The sequence below is a fragment of the Pseudomonas viridiflava genome (genome assembly GCF_003702045.1).
Lineage (GTDB): Bacteria > Pseudomonadota > Gammaproteobacteria > Pseudomonadales > Pseudomonadaceae > Aquipseudomonas > Aquipseudomonas viridiflava_C.
On record NZ_RBTP01000031.1, the window covers coordinates 109,078 to 131,037 of the forward strand.

A 21,960-nucleotide genomic window follows, 5' to 3' on the forward strand; every position below is an offset into this window, starting at 1 on the left:
CCGGGTAATCTGCCGACGGCCTGCCATGCAGGCCGTTTTCATGTGTGCAATGGCACACACCTCACGGCAAAACCCTCTTCGTCGACCGAATGAACCTGAACGCCGTCGACAGGACTCTCTTTGTAAAATCCTGAAATAAACTCGCCCTGCCTGCTTGCGTGCCAGCTGACGGCTCACTAACGTAGCGGCTTTTGTAACCATCCCCTCCAGGAGCTTGCCAATGGCCTCGCCAGCCTTTATCCGTTTTATGCCTCGATTGGGCGCTGCCGCCGCTGCGGTAAGCTTCCTGGGTCTGGCGGGTTGTCAACTGGGCGGTGGTGATAGCGACACAGTACTGCCTGTTTCCGGGACGTTCGCGCTTAAAGGTCTGGCGCAGAATGTGTCGGTACGACGCAACAGCATGGGCATGCCGCTGATTGAAAGCAGCACCTACCATGATGTGCTGTTCACGCTGGGCTACGTGCATGCAGGGGATCGCATCAGTCAGATGCTCGGCATGCGTCTGTTGGCGCAGGGCCGTCTGTCGGAAATGGCAGGGCCGGATGCGCTGGAAGTCGACCGCCTGATGCGCTCGGTCAACCTGAAGCAAAACGCCAGCGATCTGTACAACGCCTCGTCGCCACGTCTCAAGCGTTTCTTCGATGTCTATGCTCGCGGCGTGAACGCCTACCTGTTCCGCTACCGCGACAGGCTGCCAGCCGACGTGGCCAACTCCGGTTACAAGCCTGAGTACTGGAAACCGGAAGACTCGGCGCTGATTTTCAGCCTGCTCAACTTCAGCCAGTCGGTGAACCTGCAGGAAGAATTGTCCGGGCTGGTACTGGCGCAGAAAGTCGGTGCCGACAAACTCGCCTGGCTGCTGCCGACTTACCCGGATGAAGAGTTGCCGTTCGCCGAGGCTGACAAGCTCAAGGGCCTGAACCTCAACAATCAGGTCAATGGCCTGAGCGACCTGAACAAGGTCGCGCTGCAACTTTCCGACCTGAACATGCTGGGCGTTGCCGCGTCGAGCAACTGGGCCATCGCGCCGCAACGCAGCCGCAATGGCAAAAGCCTGCTGGCCAGCGACATGCAGTTACCCGGCGGCCTGAATTCAGCGTGGAGCTTCGTGCAGATCCGTTCGCCGAAATATCAGGTGTCCGGCGTTTCCATAGCAGGCCTGCCGCTGGTGCTCAGTGGGTTCAACGGCAAGCTGGCGTGGAGCATGAGTAACGTCAAAGGCGACAATCAGGACCTGTTCCTGGAGAAGATCAAGCGCGAAGGCAATCGTGTGTCCTACATGGCCGATGGCAAGTGGGTGCCCGCCACCGCCCACGACGAAACCTTTCTGGTCAAAGGCAACCGAGCCATTCGCGAAACCGTCTATGCGACCCGTCACGGCGCGCTGCTCAACGCCAGCGCCACACCGCCCGGCAACGGCCTGAGCCTGGCGCTGCAAACGCCGAGCTTCAAGGATGACAAGACGCTGGACGCCTTCTTCGACCTGTCCCGTGCGCCCAACGTCGAAAAAGCGTTCGACACCAGCCGCGAGATTCGGGCGATCACCCTGAACATGGTGTTTGCCGACGCTTCCAACATCGGCTGGCAGGTCACAGGCCGTTTCCCGAATCGCCGTGAAGGCCAGGGCCTGCTGCCGTCGCCGGGCTGGGAAGGCAAGTACGACTGGGACGGTTTCGCCGATTCGATGCTGCACCCTTACGACCAGGACCCGCGCCAGGGCTGGATCGCCACTGCCAATCAGCGCACGATTCCAAAGGGCTACGGCATGCAGCTCTCCAACTCGTGGGGCAACCCGGAGCGCGCCGAGCGAATCGCCGAGCTGGCCAACAGCGGCAAGCAGGACCTGCGCAGCACCGTCGCCATGCAGTACGACCAGACCACGACGTTTGCCGCCAAACTCAAAACCATGTTCGAAGCGCCGGGCATGAGCAAACCGTTGAAGCAGGCCATCGACGCGTTGCCCGAAGCTGACCGCAACAAGGCTCGCGAGGCTTACACCCGCCTGATGGCCTTCGACGGCAAGCTGAGCGCCACGTCCGCCGACGCCGCCCTGTACGAACTGTTCCTGCAGGAAAGCGCCAAGCAGATTTTCCTTGATGAACTGGGGCCGGAAACCAGTCCTGCGTGGCAGGCGCTGGTGGCCAACGCAGGCTCATCGTATTCCCCGCAGGCCGATCACCTGCTGGGGCGTGACGACAGCCCTTTCTGGGACGACGTCAAAACCCCGCAGAAAGAAGACAAGCCCGCCATCCTGGCTCGCAGTCTGGCAGCAGCTGTAACCAGCGGCGACAGCCTGTTGGGCAGCGATCACAAGGCCTGGCAGTGGGGCAAGCTGCACCGTGACAACTGGACCGCGTCCAATACGCTGGTCACACAAATGGGCGCTGTCGAGTACAACCGCAGCGCCACGCCAGCGGGCGGCGACCACACGACCATCAACGCGTCCGGCTACGAGTGGGGCAAAAGCTTCGATGCACGCATGGCCCCGGGCCTGCGCATGATCGTTGACTTCAGTCTGGTAGAACCGATGACAGGCCTGATCAGCACCGGACAATCCGGCAATCCGGCCAGCCCGTACTACGCCAACAGCATCGAGCCCTGGCTCAAGGCGCAATACATGTCGATGCCGCTGCAGCAGTCGAACTACGAAAAGGGTTATGGCAAGCAGCGTCTGACGTTGACGCCGGGCAAATAACGCACTCGTTACTGATCGTACGCCGGGACGCGGAGCGTCCTGGGATTCATTCCCACGCAGAGCATGCGCAACGATCGGTAGACGCGCGTCCCAAAACTCCACGAACTTCCCGCCCGGCACCGGCTCATAGCTAACAAGCCCATCCATACGGTTGTCTCATGGATCTTGTCGTCGCGCGCCCCGAAGGTTTGTATTGTCCACCCGGTGACTTCTATATCGACCCTTGGCGTCCGGTCGAGCGGGCGGTGATTACCCATGCACACGGCGACCACGCCCGTACCGGCAACGAGCGTTACCTGTCAGCCGCCAGCGGCGAAGGGATTTTGCGCTCGCGCCTGGGTCAGGACATCAACCTGCAAACCCTTGAATACGGCGAGCAAATCACACACCACGGTGTAAAACTCAGCCTGCACCCGGCCGGTCATGTACTGGGCTCAGCGCAAGTGCGGCTGGAATACGAAGGCGAAGTCTGGGTCGCCTCGGGGGATTATAAAGTCGAGCCGGACGGCACTTGCGCGGCGTTCGAACCCGTGCGTTGTCACACCTTCATCACCGAATCGACCTTCGGCCTGCCGATCTATCGATGGGCGCCGCAGTCGCAGATTTTCGAAGGCATTAACCAGTGGTGGCGCGCCAATGCCGAACAGGGCAAGGCGAGCGTGCTGTTCGCCTATTCCTTCGGCAAGGCGCAACGCATCCTGCACGGTATCGACGCCAGCATCGGCCCGATTCTGGTGCACGGCGCAGTCGAACCGTTGAACCGTGTGTATCGCGAAGGCGGTATTCGCATCCCGGAAACGCAATACGCAGGCGATTTCAAGAAAACCGACCCTGCTCTGCGTCAGGCGCTGATTCTGGCGCCGCCCTCGGCAGGCGGTAGCAGTTGGATGAAGCGCTTCGGTGAGTACAGCGATGCCTTCGCCAGCGGCTGGATGATGCTGCGCGGGACACGACGTCGGCGCGGCGTGGATAGGGGCTTCGTGCTGTCTGATCACGCCGACTGGCCCGGTTTGCTTTGGGCCATCGAACAAACCGGCGCGGAACGCGTGATGGTCACCCACGGCTCGGTCGGCGTGCTGGTGCGCTACCTGCGCGAACAGGGCCTCGATGCTCAGGGTTTCACCACCGAATACGGCGATGAAGACGACTCGAATGCAGCTGCAACCGAGGCAGAACCACAGCGCAGTGAAGAGGCCGGGTCATGAAAGCCTTTGCCGAACTCTACGCTCGCCTTGACGCGACCACTTCCAGCAACGCCAAACTGGCCGCCATGCGCGACTACTTCGAGCAGGCCCACCCGCAGGACGCCGCTTGGGCTGTGTATTTCCTGTCTGGCGGACGCCCTCGACAATTGGTGCCGACTCGCATTCTGCGCGAACAGGCAATGGCCTTGGGCAACCTGCCGGAATGGCTGTTTGAGGAAAGCTATCAGGCGGTCGGCGATCTGGCGGAAACCCTCTCCTTGCTTCTGCCACAAGCCGAGCACAGCAACGACGAAGGCCTCGCGCTGTGGATGGAAGAAAAGCTCTTGCCCCTGCGCGGCCTGCAGCCTGAAGAACTGGCCGAACGCCTGCCGGCGTTCTGGTCGCAGCTGGACCGAATCAGCCTGATGGTCTGCATCAAACTGATTACCGGCAGTTTCCGGGTCGGTGTCTCGAAACTGTTGGTCACTCGCGCACTGGCCTCGCTGGCCGACATCGACAGCAAACGTGTTGCGCAGCGGCTGGTGGGCTACACCGATCTCTCGCATCGGCCGAGCGCCGAGGGTTACCTGAAGCTGATCGCCGCCGAGTCGGAAGACGAACACGCTCAACGCGGCGGTCAGCCCTACCCGTTTTTTCTCGCCCACTCGCTGCAACAGCCCGCCGACCAGTTCGAAGCACTGCTGGGCCCCGCCGATCACTGGCAAGTGGAATGGAAGTGGGATGGCATCCGGGCGCAGCTCGTCAAACGCGATGGACGACTGTGGATCTGGTCGCGCGGCGAAGAATTGGTCACTGATCGTTTCCCCGAACTGCACAGTCTGGTTCAGTGCCTGCCCGACGGCACCGTGATCGACGGTGAAATCGTAGTCTGGAAGGCGCCGCAGGCAGCGCCCGACAGCGACGCGGAGTTCGCGCTGGACAGCGACGCACCGCAAGCCAGTCCCTCGGTGCAGCCGTTCGCCTTGCTGCAACAACGCATCGGCCGCAAGACGCTGGGCAAAAAGATCCTCGCGGACGTGCCGGTCGTGGTCCTGGCCTACGACCTGCTCGAATGGGAAGGCCACGACTGGCGCAGCCGCCCGCAACATGCGCGTCGTACCCAGCTGGAAACCCTGATCAACGAGGCACGTAACGATGTGCTTCTGCCCTCCCCGGTGTTGACCGGTAAGGACTGGCTGGACCTGGCCCGCCAGCGCGAAGCGTCGCGCAGCCTGGGCGTCGAGGGCATGATGCTCAAGGCGCGTGATTCGCTGTATGGCGTCGGTCGCACCAAAGACATGGGCGTATGGTGGAAGTGGAAAGTCGATCCGTTCAGCGTGGACGCGGTGCTGATTTACGCGCAACGCGGTCACGGGCGTCGCGCCAGCCTGTACAGCGACTACACGTTCGCGGTGTGGGACGGACCGCCCGAGTCGAGCGAACGCACCCTCGTACCGTTTGCTAAAGCCTATTCAGGACTGACCGATGAAGAGATGCGCAAGGTAGACGCCATTGTGCGCAAAACCACGGTCGAAAAATTCGGCCCGGTGAGCAGCGTAACGCCGACACTGGTGTTCGAACTGGGCTTCGAGGGCATCGCCCTGTCAAAGCGGCACAAGAGCGGCATTGCTGTGCGTTTCCCGCGCATGCTGCGCTGGCGGCAGGACAAACCGGTGGCCGAAGCTGACAGTCTGGCCACCTTGCAGGACCTGTTGAGCTGACGCACCTGAAGGGTGCGCTCGACATGCAGCGCACCAAATATGATCATTCCTACCCATTCCGTCGCCGCCTGCACGGCCGGAGCGTTACGATTCTGCTTCACCCGCCGCTCCTCACTCCATGAGCCTCATAAAAAACGGACGTGCTTAAAGGCTTCAGCTTCGGTGGGCAGGCAGAACGCCATGCTTTTATATGAAATAGCGACAACCGCTTACACTTCAAACGCACGTTCGTCTCTCTGGTTCGGAAATTGCTACTTTAGAACATCTGGCTTACGCCGGTAGCAACAAGCCTCGCGCGTTCCCAACCCCCATCAGGTTTTAAGGACTGAATAATGAAAAAAGCATGGCTGACCCTTTCCGCACTGGCTTTGTGCCTGGCCGCTGGTAACACGATGGCCAAGGAGTACAAGGAACTGCGCTTTGGCGTCGATCCTTCTTACGCACCGTTTGAATCCAAAGCCGCCGACGGCAGCCTGGTGGGCTTCGATATCGATCTGGGCAATGCCATCTGCAAAGAGTTGAAAGTGACGTGCAAATGGGTCGAAAGCGATTTCGACGGCATGATCCCGGGCCTGAAGGCTCGTAAATTCGATGGCGTCATCTCGTCCATGACCGTGACCCCGGCTCGCGAGAAAGTCATCGACTTCTCCAACGAACTGTTTTCCGGCCCAACGTCACTGGTGTTCAAGAAAGGTGCAGGCCTGACCGCTGACCCGGCCAGCCTGAAAGGTAAGACCGTGGGCTACGAGCAGGGCACCATCCAGGAAGCCTACGCAAAGGCCGTACTGGACAAGGCTGGCGTGAAAACTCAGGCCTACGCCAACCAGGATCAGGTTTACGCTGACCTGACCTCCGGCCGCCTGGATGCGTCCATCCAGGACATGCTGCAGGCCGAACTGGGCTTTTTGAAATCGCCAGCCGGTGCCGACTATGAAGTCAGCAAGCCGATCGACAGCGAACTGTTGCCAGCCAAGACCGCCGTCGGCATCGCCAAAGGCAACAAAGAGCTGAAAGCTCTGCTCGATAAAGGCATCAAAGCCATGCACGATGACGGCACCTACGCCGAAATCCAGAAGAAGCACTTCGGCGACCTGAATCTGTACAGCGGTAAATAACACCCCGACGCCCATCGATTTCGGCGATGATTCGCCGCCCTCTTCGATGGGCGTTTCTGTTCGTGACCGCTCAAGGTTTTATCCATGCTCGACTCACTGATACACACACTCGGACTTTCAGCGTTCAGCCTGAAGGGCTTCGGCCCCATATTGCTGCAAGGCACCTGGATGACCGTCAAACTTTCGGTACTGTCCCTGTTTCTGAGCATTGTGCTCGGGCTGATCGGGGCCAGCGCCAAACTGTCGAGCTCTGCGCTGCTGCGCGTGCCAGCACAGGTCTACACTACCTTGATTCGCGGCGTGCCGGATCTGGTGCTGATGCTGCTGATTTTCTACAGCCTGCAAACCTGGCTGACCAGCCTGACCGACGCGATGGAATGGGAATACATCGAGATCAACCCGTTCAGTGCGGGCGTCATCACGCTGGGCTTCATTTACGGAGCGTATTTCACCGAAACCTTCCGGGGCGCGATTTTGTCCGTGCCGCGCGGTCAGATCGAAGCGGCCACAGCCTACGGCCTCAAGCGCGGCCAGCGTTTTCGTTATGTGGTGTTTCCGCAAATGATGCGTTACGCCCTGCCGGGTATCGGCAACAACTGGCAGGTACTGCTCAAGGCCACCGCACTGGTGTCGATCATCGGCCTGGCGGATCTGGTCAAGGCTTCGCAGGACGCGGGCAAGAGCACCTATCAACTGTTCTACTTTCTGGTGCTGGCGGCACTGATCTATCTGGCCATCACCAGCGCATCGAACTTCGCTTTGCGTTGGGCTGAGCGGCATTATGCTGCTGGCAGCCGGGAGGCGCAGCGATGATCGAGTTGCTTCAGGAATACTGGAAACCCTTCCTTTATACAGACGGCGTGAACGTGACCGGCCTGGCGATGACCCTGTGGCTGCTCAGCGCTTCCATTGCCATCGGTTTCTGCCTGTCGATTCCGCTGTCCATCGCCCGCGTGTCGAAGAACCGCTGGGTCCGCTGGCCGGTGCAGTTCTACACCTACCTGTTTCGGGGCACTCCGCTCTATATACAGCTGCTGATCTGCTACACCGGCATCTACAGCATTGCGGCGGTGCGCGAGCAGCCCTTGCTGGATGCGTTCTTTCGCGACGCTATGAACTGCACCATCCTGGCGTTCACCCTGAACACCTGCGCCTACACCACCGAGATTTTCGCCGGTGCGATCCGCAGCATGGCCCACGGCGAAGTCGAGGCGGCCAAGGCGTACGGACTGACCGGCTGGAAGCTTTACACCTACGTGATCATGCCGTCGGTGTTGCGCCGTTCGCTGCCTTATTACAGCAACGAAGTGATTCTGATGCTGCACTCGACCACCGTGGCCTTTACCGCCACCGTGCCGGACATCCTGAAAGTCGCGCGGGACGCCAACTCGGCGACCTTCATGACCTTCCAGTCCTTCGGAATCGCTGCCGTCATGTACCTGACCGTTACCTTCATTCTGGTCGGGTTGTTCCGTCTTGCCGAACGTCGCTGGCTGGCCTTCCTCGGCCCCGCTCATTAATCAGGACAGCACCGATGAAACATCACACCCATGACGTGCTGTCCCCAATGCCGGGCACCGCGCGGTGCGTTCACAGCTTTCATTACGGGCCGCAAAATGGTGCAGGCAAGGTCTACATTCAGGCCTCGCTGCATGCCGACGAACTGCCTGGCATGCTGGTCGCCTGGTATTTGAAGCAGCGTCTGGCCGAACTTGAAAACGCAGGGCGCCTGAGGGGCGAAATAGTCGTCGTCCCGGTGGCCAATCCCGTCGGCCTGGAACAGGTGTTGATGGATACCCCGCTGGGCCGCTATGAGCTGGAAAGCGGGCAGAACTTCAATCGCGGCTTCGTCGACCTCGGGCAACACGTGGGCGACGAAATCGAAGCGCGTTTGACCCAGGACGCGAATCAGAACCGCACACTGGTGCGCGACACCCTGCTTGCCGCGCTCAATGCCCAGACAGCAACCACCCAGTTACACTCGCTGCGCCTGACACTTCAGCGGCTGGCCTGCAACGCCGACATGGTGCTGGACCTGCACTGCGACTTCGAGTCGGTCGAGCACCTGTACACCACGCCTGAAGCCTGGGCGAAGGTCGAGCCACTGTCGCGCTACCTCGGCGCGCAGGCGAGCCTGCTGGCCACCGACTCGGGCGGTCAGTCGTTCGATGAATGCTTCACGCTGGTCTGGTGGCAGTTGCAGCAACGTTTCGGCGAACGCTTTCCGATCCCGATGGGCAGCTTCTCGGTGACCCTTGAGCTGCGTGGGCAAGGCGACGTCAATCATTCACTGGCCAGCCGCGACTGCCAGGCGATCATCAATTACCTGATCGACTCCGGCCTGATCGACGGCGAGCGGCAAATGCCGCCAGAGCTGCTATACCCCGCCACGCCTCTGGCCGCCGTCGAACCGGTTGCGACGCCGGTCGGCGGCCTGCTGGTGTTCTGTGCCATGCCGGGCGAGCACGTCGAGGCCGGGCAACTGATTGCCGAGATCATCGACCCGATCAGCGACGCCGTGACCAGCGTTCACGCACTCAATGCCGGCCTGCTGTATGCGCGCTCTTTGCGCCGCATGGCCACCGCTGGCATGGTCATCGCGCATATCGCGGGCACGCAGGCCTATCGCAGCGGCTACCTACTTTCTCCTTGAGGACCTCTCATGTACAAACTGACCATCGATGGCCTGCATAAGCGCTATGGCGCCAACGAGGTGCTCAAAGGCGTATCGCTGAAGGCCAGCAGCGGTGATGTGATCTGCCTGATTGGCGCCAGCGGCTCGGGCAAGAGCACGTTTTTGCGCTGCATCAACTTTCTGGAACAGCCCAACGATGGGGCCATGAGCCTGGACGGCCAGCAGGTGCGCATGGTCAGCGACAAGGATGGCATGCGCGTTGCCGATCCGGACGAGCTGCAACGCATCCGTACCCGACTGGCGATGGTGTTTCAGCACTTCAACCTGTGGGCGCACATGACCGTGCTGGAAAACATCACGATGGCACCTCGCAGAGTGCTGGGCGTGCCCAAGGCCGAAGCCGAAGCCCGCGCACGCAAATACCTGGACAAGGTCGGCCTGCCCGAGCGGGTGGCGGATCAGTACCCGGCGTTCCTGTCCGGCGGCCAGCAGCAGCGTGTGGCGATTGCGCGTGCCCTGGCGATGGAACCTGAAATCATGCTGTTCGACGAACCCACCTCGGCGCTGGACCCGGAATTGGTCGGCGAGGTGTTGAAAGTGATTCAAGGCCTGGCCGATGAAGGCCGCACCATGATTCTGGTGACCCACGAAATGGGCTTCGCCCGTAAGGTCGCCAGCCAGGTGGTGTTTCTGCATCAGGGCCAGATCGAAGAATCCGGGCACCCGGATGAAGTGCTGAACAACCCGAAGAGTGAACGGTTGCAGCAATTCCTGAGCGGAAACCTGAAGTAACTGCGTAGGTGACGCAGAGCGTCACGGGCTGCAATGATTGTTCCCACGCTCTGCGCTCATCGTTATACACAAGTCGCGATGAGCATGTGGAGCAGGCACGATTTCGGCCGTGGGAGTGGACTTGTCCACGAAGGCTTTTTGGACGCGCCGTCTCGATTGAATAGGCCAGCCGCTTCGCGGACAAGCCCGCTCCCACAGCAGGCATCGTATTCCTCCAGCAGGACTTGCGTATAACGATGAGCGCTCTGCGGGGTAACGCCGCCCAGGACGCTCCGCGTCCAGCTGCGTCACGCCATATATAACCGTTTAAAACTATTACCCTTTTTCCGCTGTCTCTGAATGATCGCCCTTCAGAGCATTCTCAACCGGATGAGCAGACCCAACGATTTCGCTCAGCGATGGTTTCGGGCCAGAGGCTGGAAAGCGTTCGCGTTTCAAAAGGAAGTCTGGGCAGCGGTAAAAAAGGGCAAGTCCGGCCTGCTGCATGCCAGCACCGGCTCGGGCAAGACCTACGCGGTCTGGTTCGCAGCGCTCAACCGTTTTGCAAAACCCCGTGCTGCGATCGAAGACACACCCCGCAAGCGCAAGCCGCCCGCCGCGCCACTGAGCGTGATGTGGATCACGCCCATGCGTGCCTTGGCGGCGGACACTGCCCGCGCCCTCGAAGCACCGTTGGCCGAGCTGGGCATCCATTGGTCAATCGGCCTGAGAACCGGCGACACCAGCGGCAGCGAACGTGCCCGCCAAGGACGACGACTACCCTCCGCCCTCATCACGACGCCTGAAAGCCTGACGCTACTGCTGACCCGTGCCGATGCCGAAGCAACACTGTCCACTCTGCAAATGGTGGTGGTGGACGAATGGCACGAGCTGATCGGCAACAAGCGCGGAGTCCAATTGCAACTGGCATTGGCCCGTTTGCGCCGGTGGAATCCGCAACTCATCGTGTGGGGTATTTCTGCGACCCTGGGCAATCAGCATCACGCTCAGGAAGTGCTGATCGGCGAGGGTGGCGTCACGGTTCAAGGCAAAGTGACCAAGCAACTTCAGGTCGACACGCTACTCCCGCCATCCATTGAACGCTTTCCCTGGGCAGGCCACATGGGGCTGCGCATGCTGCCCCAAGTCGTTGCGCAAGTTGAAGCGAGCGCCAGCTGCCTGGTGTTCACCAACACCCGTGCGCAATCCGAGATCTGGTATCAGGCGCTGCTTGAGGCCAGGCCCGACTGGGCGGGCTTGATCGCTCTGCATCACGGCTCACTCGCCCGAGAGGTGCGTGACTGGGTCGAACGCGCCTTGAAAGAGGGCGCACTGAAGGCAGTGGTCTGCACCTCCAGCCTCGACCTTGGCGTGGATTTTCTGCCGGTGGAGCGCGTGTTGCAGATCGGCTCCCCCAAAGGCGTAGCTCGCCTGATGCAGCGCGCCGGACGCTCGGGCCACGCACCGGGCCGCCCTTCCCGCGTGACGCTGGTGCCTACCCACAGCCTTGAACTGGTGGAGGCTGCGGCCGCCCATGATGCGGTGGCCGCACGGATGATCGAGCCCCGCGAATCGCCGCATCAGCCGCTGGATGTGCTGGTGCAGCATTTGGTCAGCGTGGCCTTGGGCGGAGGTTTCACGCCCGATGAGCTGCTGACCGAAGTGCGTACGGCCTGGGCCTATCGCGAGCTGAGCAACGAACAATGGCAATGGGCCCTGGCCTTTGTGCGCAACGGCGGCCACTCGCTCACCGCCTACCCCGACTACCGCCGCGCCGAGCCGGACGAGGACGGCGTCTGGCGCGTGCCCGATGCGCGGCTGGCTCGTCGGCACCGGATGAGTGTGGGCACGATCGTCAGTGACGCCAGCATCAACCTCAAGTATTGGAAAAAAGGGGGCGGCGGCGGCAATCTAGGCAGTGTCGAAGAAGGTTTCATCGCCCGCCTCAAGCCCGGTGACGGTTTTCTGTTCGCGGGTCGGCTGCTGGAATTGGTACGGGTGGAAAACATGACCGCCTACGTCAAGCGCGCCACAGGCAAAAAAGCCGCTGTGCCGCGCTGGAATGGCGGGCGCATGCCATTGTCCAGTGAGCTGGCGGATGCCGTGGTCGAGAAGTTCGACGCCGCAGCGCACGGCCACTTCGACAGCCCGGAAATGCAGGCCATCAAGCCGTTGCTGGAAGTGCAGAGGCACTGGTCCGGGCTGCCGCAACGCGACACGTTACTGGCCGAAACGCTCAAATCCCGGGAAGGCTGGCACCTGTTTCTTTATCCGTTCGCCGGTCGCCACGTTCATCTTGGGCTGGCGAGCCTGCTGGCCTGGCGCCTGAGCCGACACCGCCCACTAACCTTTTCAATCGCCGTCAACGACTACGGCTTCGAACTGCTCAGCGCCAGCGAAATAGACTGGGCGCAAGCGGTGCAGGCCGAGCTTTTTTCCGAGGACGCGCTTTTGCCAGACATCATCGCCAGCCTTAATGCAGGCGAACTGGCCCTGCGACGCTTTCGCGAAATCGCTCGTATCTCGGGGCTGGTGTTTTCCGGCTATCCCGGCGCGGCCAAAAGTAACCGCCAACTGCAGGCGTCCAGCGGGCTGTTTTTCGAAGTATTCAAACAATACGACGCGGGCAACATGCTACTGACTCAGGCCGAACAGGAAGTGCTGCGCCAAGAGCTGGATCTGACGCGACTGGAGCAGACATTGCGCCAGATCAACGGCCGCAGGCTCGACATGCACGCCATCAAGCGCGCTACACCGCTGGCGTTTCCGCTGCTGGTGGAGCGTTTCCGCGAAAGCCTCAGCTCGGAAAAGCTGGCCGACCGTATTGCGCGCATGGTGCGCGACCTGGAGAAAGCGGCAGGGCCGGAGGCTGAGCGATGAAGCCCTACGTCGCTGTCACGCTGGCTGGGGAAGAACTCTGGCTACTGGCAGACAAAGCGATTTACTACCCCGCACAGCGCTCACTGCTGATTGCCGACGCCCACTTCGGCAAGGCCGCCGCCTATCGCAAGCTTGGCCAACCCGTGCCGCATGGTACGACTCAGGCCAACCTCCGGCGTCTGGATCAACTGCTCGACGACTACCGGTGCGAACGCCTTATCTTTCTTGGCGACTTCCTGCACGCGCCTGAGTCGCACGCCCAAGGCACCCTCAACGCGCTGCATGAGTGGCGAGCGGGCCGGTTCGGGCTGGACATCACCTTGATCCGTGGCAACCATGACAAACGCGCTGGCGATCCTCCTTCAACGCTGGGCATCGAGGTCGTCACCGAACCACTGGTTCTGGGTCCGTTCGCCTTGCAGCATGAACCCGACCCACACCCCACGCTTCACGTTCTGGCGGGGCACGTGCATCCGGTCTACAGGCTGCATGGGCGGGGGCGTCAGAGCTTGCGGCTGGCGTGCTTCTACCTTGGAAAACGCGTCAGTCTGCTGCCCGCGTTCGGGGAATTCACGGGCGGTTTCAATATCCAGCCTGCGGATGACACCACCCTCTATGTCACCGGTGACGGTGCTATCTGGCGGGTCGCCTGATCGTTTTGGTGCCCTGAAACGAAAACACCCGCTGCCTCGTAAGAGACAGCGGGCATTCGGAATCAGGCGACGGGCGCAGGTGGCGGCTCATCCGGCAGGGTGGGCTCACCTGGCTCGGTAGGCTCTGGATACGGAGTGTCCGGGCCCGGATCGCCCGGAATCCCCCCTCCCACCATATTCAGCTCTGTATGAGCCATCAGTGACCAGGCCAACAGCCCGATCTCGTTGAGTGGAGGAGATGCTTCCTGTTCAGAGGTTTTGAACGTTGTCTTCATAGGTCACTCCTGATCAATGGCCTTCGCCTACAACCGTAGGCGAATGCATGTGAGTCAATAGAGTGCGAAAACGAACATTAATTCCATCGCAGGAGTAAAAGCACTAACAGATCAGGTACGTGGCAAGGTGACGCCGCGCTGGCCTTGGTACTTGCCGCCACGGTCCTTGTAGGAAACCTCACACTCCTCGTCCGATTCCAGAAACAGCATCTGTGCCACACCTTCGTTGGCGTAAATCTTCGCTGGCAATGTAGTGGTGTTGGAGAACTCGAGTGTCACATGGCCTTCCCACTCAGGCTCCAGCGGTGTCACGTTGACGATAATGCCGCAGCGCGCGTAAGTGCTTTTGCCCAGGCAGATGGTCAACACGTTGCGCGGGATACGGAAATATTCAACGGTGCGCGCCAGCGCGAACGAGTTGGGCGGGATGATGCACACGTCGCTCTTGATATCGACGAAGCTTTTCTCGTCGAAGTTTTTCGGATCGACGGTGGCCGAATTGATATTGGTGAAGACCTTGAATTCGTCCGCGCAACGTACGTCGTAGCCATAGCTCGACACGCCGAAAGAGATCAACCGGTTCGCGCCCTCGCCTCGCATCTGGCGTTCGACGAAGGGCTCGATCATGCCCTGCTCTTGCGCCATGCGGCGAATCCACTTGTCCGATTTGATGCTCATGGCGATGTCCTGAGTAACGAGGTGAAAAAGGTAACGGGCATCTTACCGGGCATGCGTCGCGGGTTCAAAGGCAACATATTGAAGAAGGCTGAGACGTGTCCCGCAGTTTTGACTCGATTGGAAATAATCGTCGACAGACCATTGGCACGTCCGACAAAAAGGGTTAAGGTGGCGTCACTGTGTTGCTTGTGTCACTGAGAATCTCTACACGATGTTGAATTTCGATCCAACCATCTCCATGAATTTTCCAGCTCTTTGCACTCAGTCTCGGCCAGGGCTCTTCCTACGCCGCAGTTAACTTTGTCCAAGGAGATTTACTATGTCCAATCGCCAAACTGGTACCGTTAAGTGGTTCAACGATGAAAAAGGCTTCGGCTTCATCACTCCACAATCCGGTGACGACCTGTTCGTGCACTTCAAAGCTATCCAATCCGACGGCTTCAAAAGCCTGAAAGAAGGCCAACAGGTTTCTTTCATCGCTACCCGCGGTCAGAAAGGCATGCAAGCTGAAGAAGTTCAAGTTATCTAACTTGTACTGATTAGCTTAAAAACCCCGCCGTCAAACGCGGGGTTTTTTATTGCCTGCGATTTGAGTATTGCCTCGGTATTCACAAGGGCAGCCGGCTAAACCTGCACCACCCTTGTTAACCACCTACCTGTCAGTCATCACTGACCGAAATGGTCGGCATGGCCGGACTGGCCGCTTCCTGCAAGACAATACGCGCGCCGACATGGCGGGCCAACTCCTGATACACCATCGCAATTTGACTGTCCGGCTCGGCAATCGCCGTCGGCTTGCCTCCGTCCGCCTGCTCGCGAATCAGCATCGACAATGGCAATGAGGCCAGTAGCTCGACGTCATATTGAGACGACAGTTTCTCACCGCCGCCCTCGCCAAATAAGTGCTCGGCGTGTCCGCAATTCGAACAAATATGCACCGCCATGTTTTCAACGACACCCAAAACCGGAATATTGACCTTGCGGAACATCTCGACCCCTTTACGGGCATCCAGCAAAGCCAGGTCCTGCGGCGTGGTCACGATCACAGCACCGGCCACCGGCACTTTCTGCGCCAGTGTGAGCTGAATGTCACCGGTGCCCGGCGGCATGTCGATGATCAGGTAGTCCAGGTCATTCCACGCAGTCTGGGTGACCAACTGCAGCAAGGCCCCCGAAACCATTGGTCCACGCCAGACCATCGGCGTGTTGTCATCGGTCAGAAACGCCATCGACATCACTTCAATGCCATGCGCCTCGATGGGCACGAACCATTTCTGATCCTTGATTTTCGGCCGCGTCCCTTCGGGGATGCCAAACATCACGCCTTGGCTGGGGCCATAAATATCGGCATCGAGAATTCCCACTCGCGCACCTTCACGAGAAAGCGCCAGCGCAAGATTGGCCGCAGTGGTGGATTTGCCGACGCCGCCCTTGCCCGACGCGACCGCCACAATATTTTTCACGTTGGCCAGGCCGGGAATCTGGCTCTGGGCCTTGTGGGCGTTGATCACGGTGTTGATGTCGACTTTAGCCGCAGAAACCCCGTCGATGTTTTCGATGGCGGTCTTCAATACGTGCGCCCAGCCGTTCTTGAACAGGTCGGCGGCGTAGCCCAGTTCAAGGCGCAAGGTGACGTGCGCCCCGTCGATGTCGATGGCCCGCACGCAACCGGCGCTAAGCGGGTCCTGATTCAGATAGGGGTCGGTGTACTGGCGAAGAATCGTCTCCACCGCCGCGCGATTGACAGCGCTCATGGGCTCGCTCCGAAAAAAGACTGACTAAAACAGGCGGCTATCCTACCTGTTCTGTCGTGCGCCGACATGGTTTCACTGCACATCCGGGCGCATTCCTACGGCGGCGCGAGGTGAAAAAAAATGCTCAGACCTTTATAGTGGCCGACCTCCGTTCCAATTCAAGTAGCCGAGCCCCATGTCCGAGCCACGCAAGATTCTCGTTACCAGCGCCCTGCCCTATGCCAATGGTTCCATTCACCTTGGCCACATGCTCGAGTACATCCAGACCGACATGTGGGTGCGCTTCCAGAAGCACCGCGGCAACCAATGCACCTACGTGTGCGCAGACGACGCTCATGGCTCGGCGATCATGCTGCGCGCTGAAAAGGAAGGCATCACCCCGGAACAGCTGATCGCCAACGTGAAGGCCGAACACAGCGCCGACTTCGCCGACTTCCTGGTGGATTTCGACAACTTCCACTCGACGCACTCAGATGAAAACCGCGAGCTGTCGAGCATGATCTACACCCGCCTGCGCGATGCCGGGCATATCGCAACGCGCTCGGTCACGCAGTATTTCGACCCCGAAAAGAAGATGTTCCTGGCTGACCGCTTCATCAAGGGCACCTGCCCGAAGTGCGGCACCGAAGATCAGTACGGCGACAACTGCGAAAAGTGTGGCGCGACCTATGCCCCTACCGACCTGAAAGACCCGAAATCGGCAATTTCCGGCGCGACACCTGTGCTCAAGGATTCCAAGCACTTCTTCTTCGACCTGCCGGCCTTTGATGCCATGCTCAAAAGCTGGACGCGCAGCGGAGCCCTGCAGGAAGCCGTCGCCAACAAGATCGCCGAATGGCTGGACAGTGGCCTGCAACAGTGGGACATCTCCCGCGATGCGCCTTACTTCGGTTTCGAGATCCCTGACGAGCCGGGCAAATACTTCTACGTGTGGCTGGACGCACCTATCGGCTACATGGCCAGCTTCAAGAACCTGTGCGCACGTCGTCCGGACCTGGATTTCGACGCGTACTGGGGCAAGGACGCAACCACCGAGCTGTACCATTTCATCGGCAAGGACATCGTCAACTTCCATGCCCTGTTCTGGCCAGCCATGCTGGAAGGTGCAGGCCTGCGCAAGCCGACCGCCGTCAACGTCCACGGCTACGTGACCGTCAACGGCCAGAAGATGTCGAAATCCCGCGGCACATTCATCAAGGCGCGTACTTACCTTGAGCAACTGTCACCCGAATACCTGCGCTACTACTACGCCTCCAAACTGGGCCGTGGCGTGGACGATCTGGACCTGAACCTGGAAGACTTCGTCCAGAAGGTCAATTCGGACCTGATCGGCAAGGTCGTGAATATCGCCAGCCGCTGTGCCGGCTTTATTCATAAGGGCAACGCCGGGGTGATGGTTTCGGGCAACGCTGCGCCCGAGCTGACCGACGCATTCCTGGCCGCCGCGCCAAGCATCGCCGAGGCCTATGAAGCACGCGATTTCGCTCGCGCCATGCGTGAAACAATGGCCCTGGCCGATCGCGCCAATGCCTATATCGCTGAAAAAGCGCCTTGGGCCCTGGCCAAGCAGGAAGGCAAACAGGATGAAGTACAGGCCGTCTGCGCGCTGGGCATCAACCTGTTCCGCCAACTGATCATCTTCCTCAAACCGGTGCTGCCGAAGCTGGCGGCTGACGCCGAAGCGTTCCTCAACGTCGAGCCCCTGACGTGGGATGACCACAAGACGCTGCTGGCCGACCACACGCTCAACCCGTTCTCTGCGCTGATGACCCGCGTCGATCCGGTCAAGGTAGAAGCAATGACAGCTGCATCCAGGGAAGATCTGGCTGTAAGCGTCACCGACACCGCGCCTCAAGGCAACGGCGAACTGGCCAAGGATCCTCTGTCAGCGGAGATAGAATTCGATGCGTTCGCGGCCGTAGACCTGCGTGTCGCCCTGATCCTCAAGGCCGAACACGTGGAAGGCGCAGACAAGTTGCTGCGCCTGACGCTGGACATCGGTGACGAACAGCGCAACGTGTTCTCCGGCATCAAAAGCGCGTATCCGAACCCCAGTGAGCTGGAAGGCCGTCTGACCATGATGGTTGCGAACCTGAAGCCGCGCAAAATGCGCTTCGGCATTTCGGAAGGCATGGTGATGGCTGCAGGCCCTGGCGGCGAAGAAATCTACCTGCTCAGCCCGGACAGCGGCGCCAAGCCTGGCCAGCGCATCAAGTAAGGCACCGAAAGGCCCGGTATCCGCTCATAACGTGCGGATACCGGGCTTTTGCGTATCCAATCATTTGATTGACCTGGCCATACTGGCTAGAACCTGTTCGTTACCGGCACAAGCATGAACCTGATCCAGCACATTGACGCTCTTTTGCCGCAAACCCAATGCGGCAAATGCGGGCACCCCGGTTGCAAACCTTATGCGCAGGGCATTGCCAGCGGTGAGGCGATCAACAAATGCCCGCCTGGTGGCGATGAAACCATTGCGCAACTGGCCAGCCTGCTGGCAACCCCGGTTTTACCGCTCGATACCGAACGCGGGGCCGCACCTGCTCAAGTCGCCTTCATTCGCGAAGCCGAATGCATCGGCTGCACCAAGTGCATTCAAGCGTGCCCGGTCGACGCCATCGTCGGGGCTGCTAAATTGATGCACACCGTGATCATCGACGAATGCACAGGGTGCGATTTGTGTGTAGCGCCCTGTCCTGTCGACTGCATCGACATGCGTCCGCTGTCGCTGCCGCAGACAAGCTCGATGGCCGTCATACCCATCGTCGGGGATGTGGCTCTTGACGCGCAGCAGCAACAGCAACGTTCGCACAAACGCAATCGTGCCCGCCAACGATTCGAATCGCGCAACCTGCGACTGCAACGGGAACAGGATCGACGACACGCAGAGCGAATCGCGCGCACACAGAAAACAGCACCAGGCTCAGAGGCCTCCCGCTCCGCCCTGGCACGCGTTCAGCCTGAGAAATCGGGCACCCACGACGAGGCAATCAAGAAAGCACGCATCACGCTTGCCATGAGTCGTGCGCAATTGAACAAGTCGCTGAAAGCTTTCGGTCATCCGCCCATCGCCGAACAAGCCGCACGACTGGTGGAGTTGCAGCAGGAATATGAAGTTGCAGAACAGGCTTTGGAAGCGCTGTTGTCGCTGCCGGTGGCTGCGCGCCCCAAACCCGTAGCCAAGCCGGACGACAGCGCGGTGAAGCGTGCCAGAATCCAGCAGGCGATGGCACGCGCCGCCCTCAACAAGGGGCAGGCAGCCAATGCCACGGCGGAGCAGTTGGCGGTACTGGAAGAAGCCGTGCTACTTGCCGGTCACACGCTTGATGCAGCCGAGAAAGCGCTCGCCGTGTCCAAGCAGACATCCAGACGAAGCTGATAGCGTGCTTTCGTTTGGCAACACGAGCAGTACGGTGGCAAATTACCGAGTTGGCTCCTCAGACTACCTCAAGGAAACGCTTCGCCCATGAATGCTGCAAAACGCCTGGAAATCTTCCGCAGGCTCCACGAGGACAACCCAGAGCCCAAAACCGAGCTGGCGTACACCACGCCGTTCGAGCTGCTGATAGCGGTCATTCTCTCTGCACAGGCGACTGACGTGAGCGTCAACAAAGCGACTGCGCGGCTGTACCCCGTGGCCAACACGCCCGAGACGATTCATGCATTGGGTGTCGAAGGGCTATCGGAGTACATCAAGACCATTGGCCTGTATAACAGCAAGGCGAAGAACGTCATTGAGACCTGCCGATTGCTGGTGGAGCTTCACGGCGGTGAAGTACCCGACACCCGTGAAGCCCTCGAAGCGCTGCCCGGTGTCGGCCGCAAAACAGCAAACGTTGTGCTCAACACCGCCTTCCGTCAGATCGCGATGGCTGTCGATACGCATATTTTTCGGGTGAGCAATCGCACCGGTATCGCACCTGGCAAAAATGTCGTCGAGGTAGAAAAGCAACTGATGAAGTTTGTGCCCAGGCATTATCTGCTGGATGCCCACCACTGGCTGATCCTCCACGGCCGCTACGTCTGCCAGGCGCGCAAGCCTCGCTGCGGCAGCTGCCGGATCGAAGACCTCTGCGACTACAAATTCAAAACTTCTGACGATTGATTCAAATAGCTTCCAGAGGGACTATCGATTGAAAAAATCTTTTTTACCGGCTACGGGTTTGTCGATATAAGAACCGCCAATAGAGCGGAAGCCCGGAGTCAATGTTATGAGTACTGGCAAAGAGCAATTAGACGTCGACGATGAGTTCGTAGCGGTTGATACCGACGAGGCTGAGCCGATTGCCGTGGAGCCGGCAAAGACTAACCTGAGCAAACGGCGAACCATCGACAACCTTCTTGAAGAACGACGCTTGCAGAAGCAATTGGCAGACTACGACTTCGACCTTTGACGACTGAAGCGAGCGTCCTGCTGACGCCTTGACGCGCCAGCTTAAAAGCCCCTCGCGAGAAGAGGCTGTGTTTCGCTTTCAGGAATGTATGCTCACGATATTGCTCAATAACCTTTTGGTTGGCGCTAGACCAGCCGCCCTGCGACGCCTCAGACCAATCCGTTACGCTGTGCCAGTTCGATCAGATCGACCAGCGAATGCGCATTGAGCTTGAGCAGCAGCCGCGTTTTGTAAGTACTGACGGTCTTATTGCTCAAAAACATGCCGTCTGCAATTTCCTTGTTGGTTTTACCTCTGGCCAGTTGCTGCAACACCATCATCTCTCGCCCTGAAAGACGATCAACCATCTCCGATTCGCTGGCGTTGCCCATGCTCGAGCGAACGGTATGCAATGCCTGATTGGGGAAATAGCTGTAGCCCGACAGCACCGCCTTGATAGCGCTCAGCAATTCGGTAAGGTCCTGCTGTTTGCAGACGTACCCCGCAGCGCCCGCCTGCATGCAGCGCATGGAGAAATGGCCTGGAGCCTGGGACGTCAGAATCAGGACCTTGAAAGGCAGTGTCATGGCCGACAGGCGAGCAATGACCTCAAGACCATCGAGCTTAGGGATGCCTATATCGAGAATGACGATATCCGGCAAATGCTCACGGGCCAGTTGCAACGCGTCCACTCCGTTGTCGGTTTCCGCAATGACCTCGTAGCCATGACGCTCCATCAGCATGCGCACAGCGAGGCGAATGACAGGATGATCATCCACGATCAGCACTTTATTCATGAGCAGTCCAATTTTCGCTATTCGAATTTTCAGAGTCAGCACAATAGCTTAGTCGTTTAGTGCTTTGCATGGCGCTCCCCCCTGGGGACTAACAGCCAAAGACCATTCATACAGTTACAGCAGAATATTCCTACAAAACTCGATACGAACGAGCTCTTTTTTATCTTTTTCACAGAGCTTTCCTTTTCGGAATTCGATAACAGTATAACGACCGAGAGCAGCGGACTAGAGCATCACCAGTGCCGGTAAAATTTTACGCCGTGTCTAAACCAGGCATTGTGTTTGCCCCCTGACCAGAAAGGGCCATTAGATTAATTTGGCCTGTCATTGCAACGCTTTAGAAGAGAACGCTGAAAAAACACGAAAATAGCTTAGTGCCACTACTCAGTGGTCGGGCATTAGCACAGCGTCTGATCCAGCGATCCAGAC

Annotated in this window: 19 protein-coding genes; 15 read left to right on the forward strand and 4 right to left on the reverse strand. The window is 59.4% G+C overall.

Annotated features, from left to right (window positions below):
- Nucleotides 1–220 precede the first annotated feature (220 nt).
- From ALP40_RS10450 to pdeM, 10 genes are all read left to right on the forward strand, one after another.
- A complete protein-coding gene (locus tag ALP40_RS10450) occupies nt 221–2,695 on the forward strand; it encodes a penicillin acylase family protein (protein ID WP_122208202.1) in 2,475 nt (824 codons plus the stop codon).
- A gap of 158 nt (nt 2,696–2,853) precedes the next feature.
- Nucleotides 2,854–3,900, forward strand: coding sequence for a ligase-associated DNA damage response exonuclease (locus ALP40_RS10455; RefSeq protein WP_122208203.1), 1,047 nt, complete (start codon nt 2,854–2,856; stop codon nt 3,898–3,900).
- Nucleotides 3,897–5,600 carry an ATP-dependent DNA ligase gene (locus ALP40_RS10460; protein WP_122208204.1) on the forward strand — a complete coding sequence of 568 codons (1,704 nt, stop codon included), beginning with the start codon at nt 3,897–3,899 and terminating at the stop codon, nt 5,598–5,600. Before ALP40_RS10455 ends, ALP40_RS10460 begins: the two co-directional genes overlap by 4 nt.
- Before the next feature lie 332 nt (nt 5,601–5,932).
- Nucleotides 5,933–6,715 (forward strand): transporter substrate-binding domain-containing protein, encoded by a 783-nt coding sequence (locus tag ALP40_RS10465; protein ID WP_122208205.1) that lies wholly within the window; start codon nt 5,933–5,935, stop codon nt 6,713–6,715.
- 84 nt (nt 6,716–6,799) lie between these two features.
- A complete protein-coding gene (locus tag ALP40_RS10470; RefSeq protein WP_122208206.1) occupies nt 6,800–7,528 on the forward strand; it encodes an ABC transporter permease in 729 nt (242 codons plus the stop codon).
- Complete coding sequence (locus tag ALP40_RS10475; RefSeq protein ID WP_122208207.1) at nt 7,525–8,235, forward strand: ABC transporter permease; 711 nt, start codon at nt 7,525–7,527, stop codon at nt 8,233–8,235. The genes ALP40_RS10470 and ALP40_RS10475 overlap by 4 nt, the downstream gene beginning before the upstream one ends.
- A 14-nt stretch (nt 8,236–8,249) precedes the next feature.
- Nucleotides 8,250–9,368 carry a succinylglutamate desuccinylase/aspartoacylase family protein gene (locus tag ALP40_RS10480; protein WP_122208208.1) on the forward strand — a complete coding sequence of 373 codons (1,119 nt, stop codon included), beginning with the start codon at nt 8,250–8,252 and terminating at the stop codon, nt 9,366–9,368.
- Between the two features lie 9 nt (nt 9,369–9,377).
- Entirely contained in the window at nt 9,378–10,142 is a 765-nt protein-coding gene (locus ALP40_RS10485) for an ABC transporter ATP-binding protein (RefSeq protein ID WP_122208209.1), read from the forward strand.
- A gap of 369 nt (nt 10,143–10,511) precedes the next feature.
- On the forward strand, nt 10,512–13,001 hold the full coding sequence (locus tag ALP40_RS10490; protein WP_122208210.1) for a ligase-associated DNA damage response DEXH box helicase: 2,490 nt from the start codon (nt 10,512–10,514) through the stop codon (nt 12,999–13,001).
- Nucleotides 12,998–13,654 (forward strand): ligase-associated DNA damage response endonuclease PdeM, encoded by a 657-nt coding sequence (gene pdeM / locus ALP40_RS10495; RefSeq protein ID WP_122208211.1) that lies wholly within the window; start codon nt 12,998–13,000, stop codon nt 13,652–13,654. The genes ALP40_RS10490 and pdeM overlap by 4 nt, the downstream gene beginning before the upstream one ends.
- Before the next feature lie 62 nt (nt 13,655–13,716).
- Here the strand turns inward: pdeM and ALP40_RS10500 are convergent, their stop codons facing one another.
- Nucleotides 13,717–13,929 (reverse strand): hypothetical protein, encoded by a 213-nt coding sequence (locus ALP40_RS10500; protein ID WP_122208212.1) that lies wholly within the window; start codon nt 13,927–13,929, stop codon nt 13,717–13,719.
- Between the two features lie 111 nt (nt 13,930–14,040).
- Nucleotides 14,041–14,607 carry a dCTP deaminase gene (dcd, locus tag ALP40_RS10505; protein WP_122208213.1) on the reverse strand — a complete coding sequence of 189 codons (567 nt, stop codon included), beginning with the start codon at nt 14,605–14,607 and terminating at the stop codon, nt 14,041–14,043.
- A 319-nt stretch (nt 14,608–14,926) separates the two neighbouring features.
- On the opposite strand from dcd, the gene ALP40_RS10510 reads away from it, so the two are divergent.
- Nucleotides 14,927–15,136 carry a cold-shock protein gene (locus tag ALP40_RS10510; protein ID WP_002554837.1) on the forward strand — a complete coding sequence of 70 codons (210 nt, stop codon included), beginning with the start codon at nt 14,927–14,929 and terminating at the stop codon, nt 15,134–15,136.
- 130 nt (nt 15,137–15,266) lie between these two features.
- Here ALP40_RS10510 and apbC read toward each other — a convergent pair whose 3' ends face one another.
- Entirely contained in the window at nt 15,267–16,361 is a 1,095-nt protein-coding gene (gene apbC / locus ALP40_RS10515; RefSeq protein ID WP_122208214.1) for an iron-sulfur cluster carrier protein ApbC, read from the reverse strand.
- 175 nt (nt 16,362–16,536) lie between these two features.
- Between apbC and metG the strand changes: the two genes are divergently transcribed.
- The 4 genes from metG (at nt 16,537) to ALP40_RS10535 (ending at nt 20,755) form a co-directional block, all read left to right on the forward strand.
- A complete protein-coding gene (gene metG, locus ALP40_RS10520) occupies nt 16,537–18,579 on the forward strand; it encodes a methionine--tRNA ligase (RefSeq protein ID WP_122208215.1) in 2,043 nt (680 codons plus the stop codon).
- 114 nt (nt 18,580–18,693) lie between these two features.
- Entirely contained in the window at nt 18,694–19,740 is a 1,047-nt protein-coding gene (rsxB, locus tag ALP40_RS10525; protein WP_122208216.1) for an electron transport complex subunit RsxB, read from the forward strand.
- A gap of 87 nt (nt 19,741–19,827) precedes the next feature.
- Entirely contained in the window at nt 19,828–20,466 is a 639-nt protein-coding gene (gene nth / locus ALP40_RS10530; protein ID WP_122208217.1) for an endonuclease III, read from the forward strand.
- Nucleotides 20,467–20,572: 106 nt separating this feature from the next.
- Nucleotides 20,573–20,755, forward strand: a complete 183-nt coding sequence (locus ALP40_RS10535; RefSeq protein WP_122208218.1) for a PA3496 family putative envelope integrity protein — start codon at nt 20,573–20,575, stop codon at nt 20,753–20,755.
- Nucleotides 20,756–20,904: 149 nt separating this feature from the next.
- Here the strand turns inward: ALP40_RS10535 and ALP40_RS10540 are convergent, their stop codons facing one another.
- The gene (locus ALP40_RS10540) at nt 20,905–21,531 is read right to left on the reverse strand and encodes a response regulator transcription factor (protein WP_004881876.1); all 627 of its coding nucleotides are present in this window, start codon (nt 21,529–21,531) and stop codon (nt 20,905–20,907) included.
- Nucleotides 21,532–21,960 lie beyond the last annotated feature (429 nt).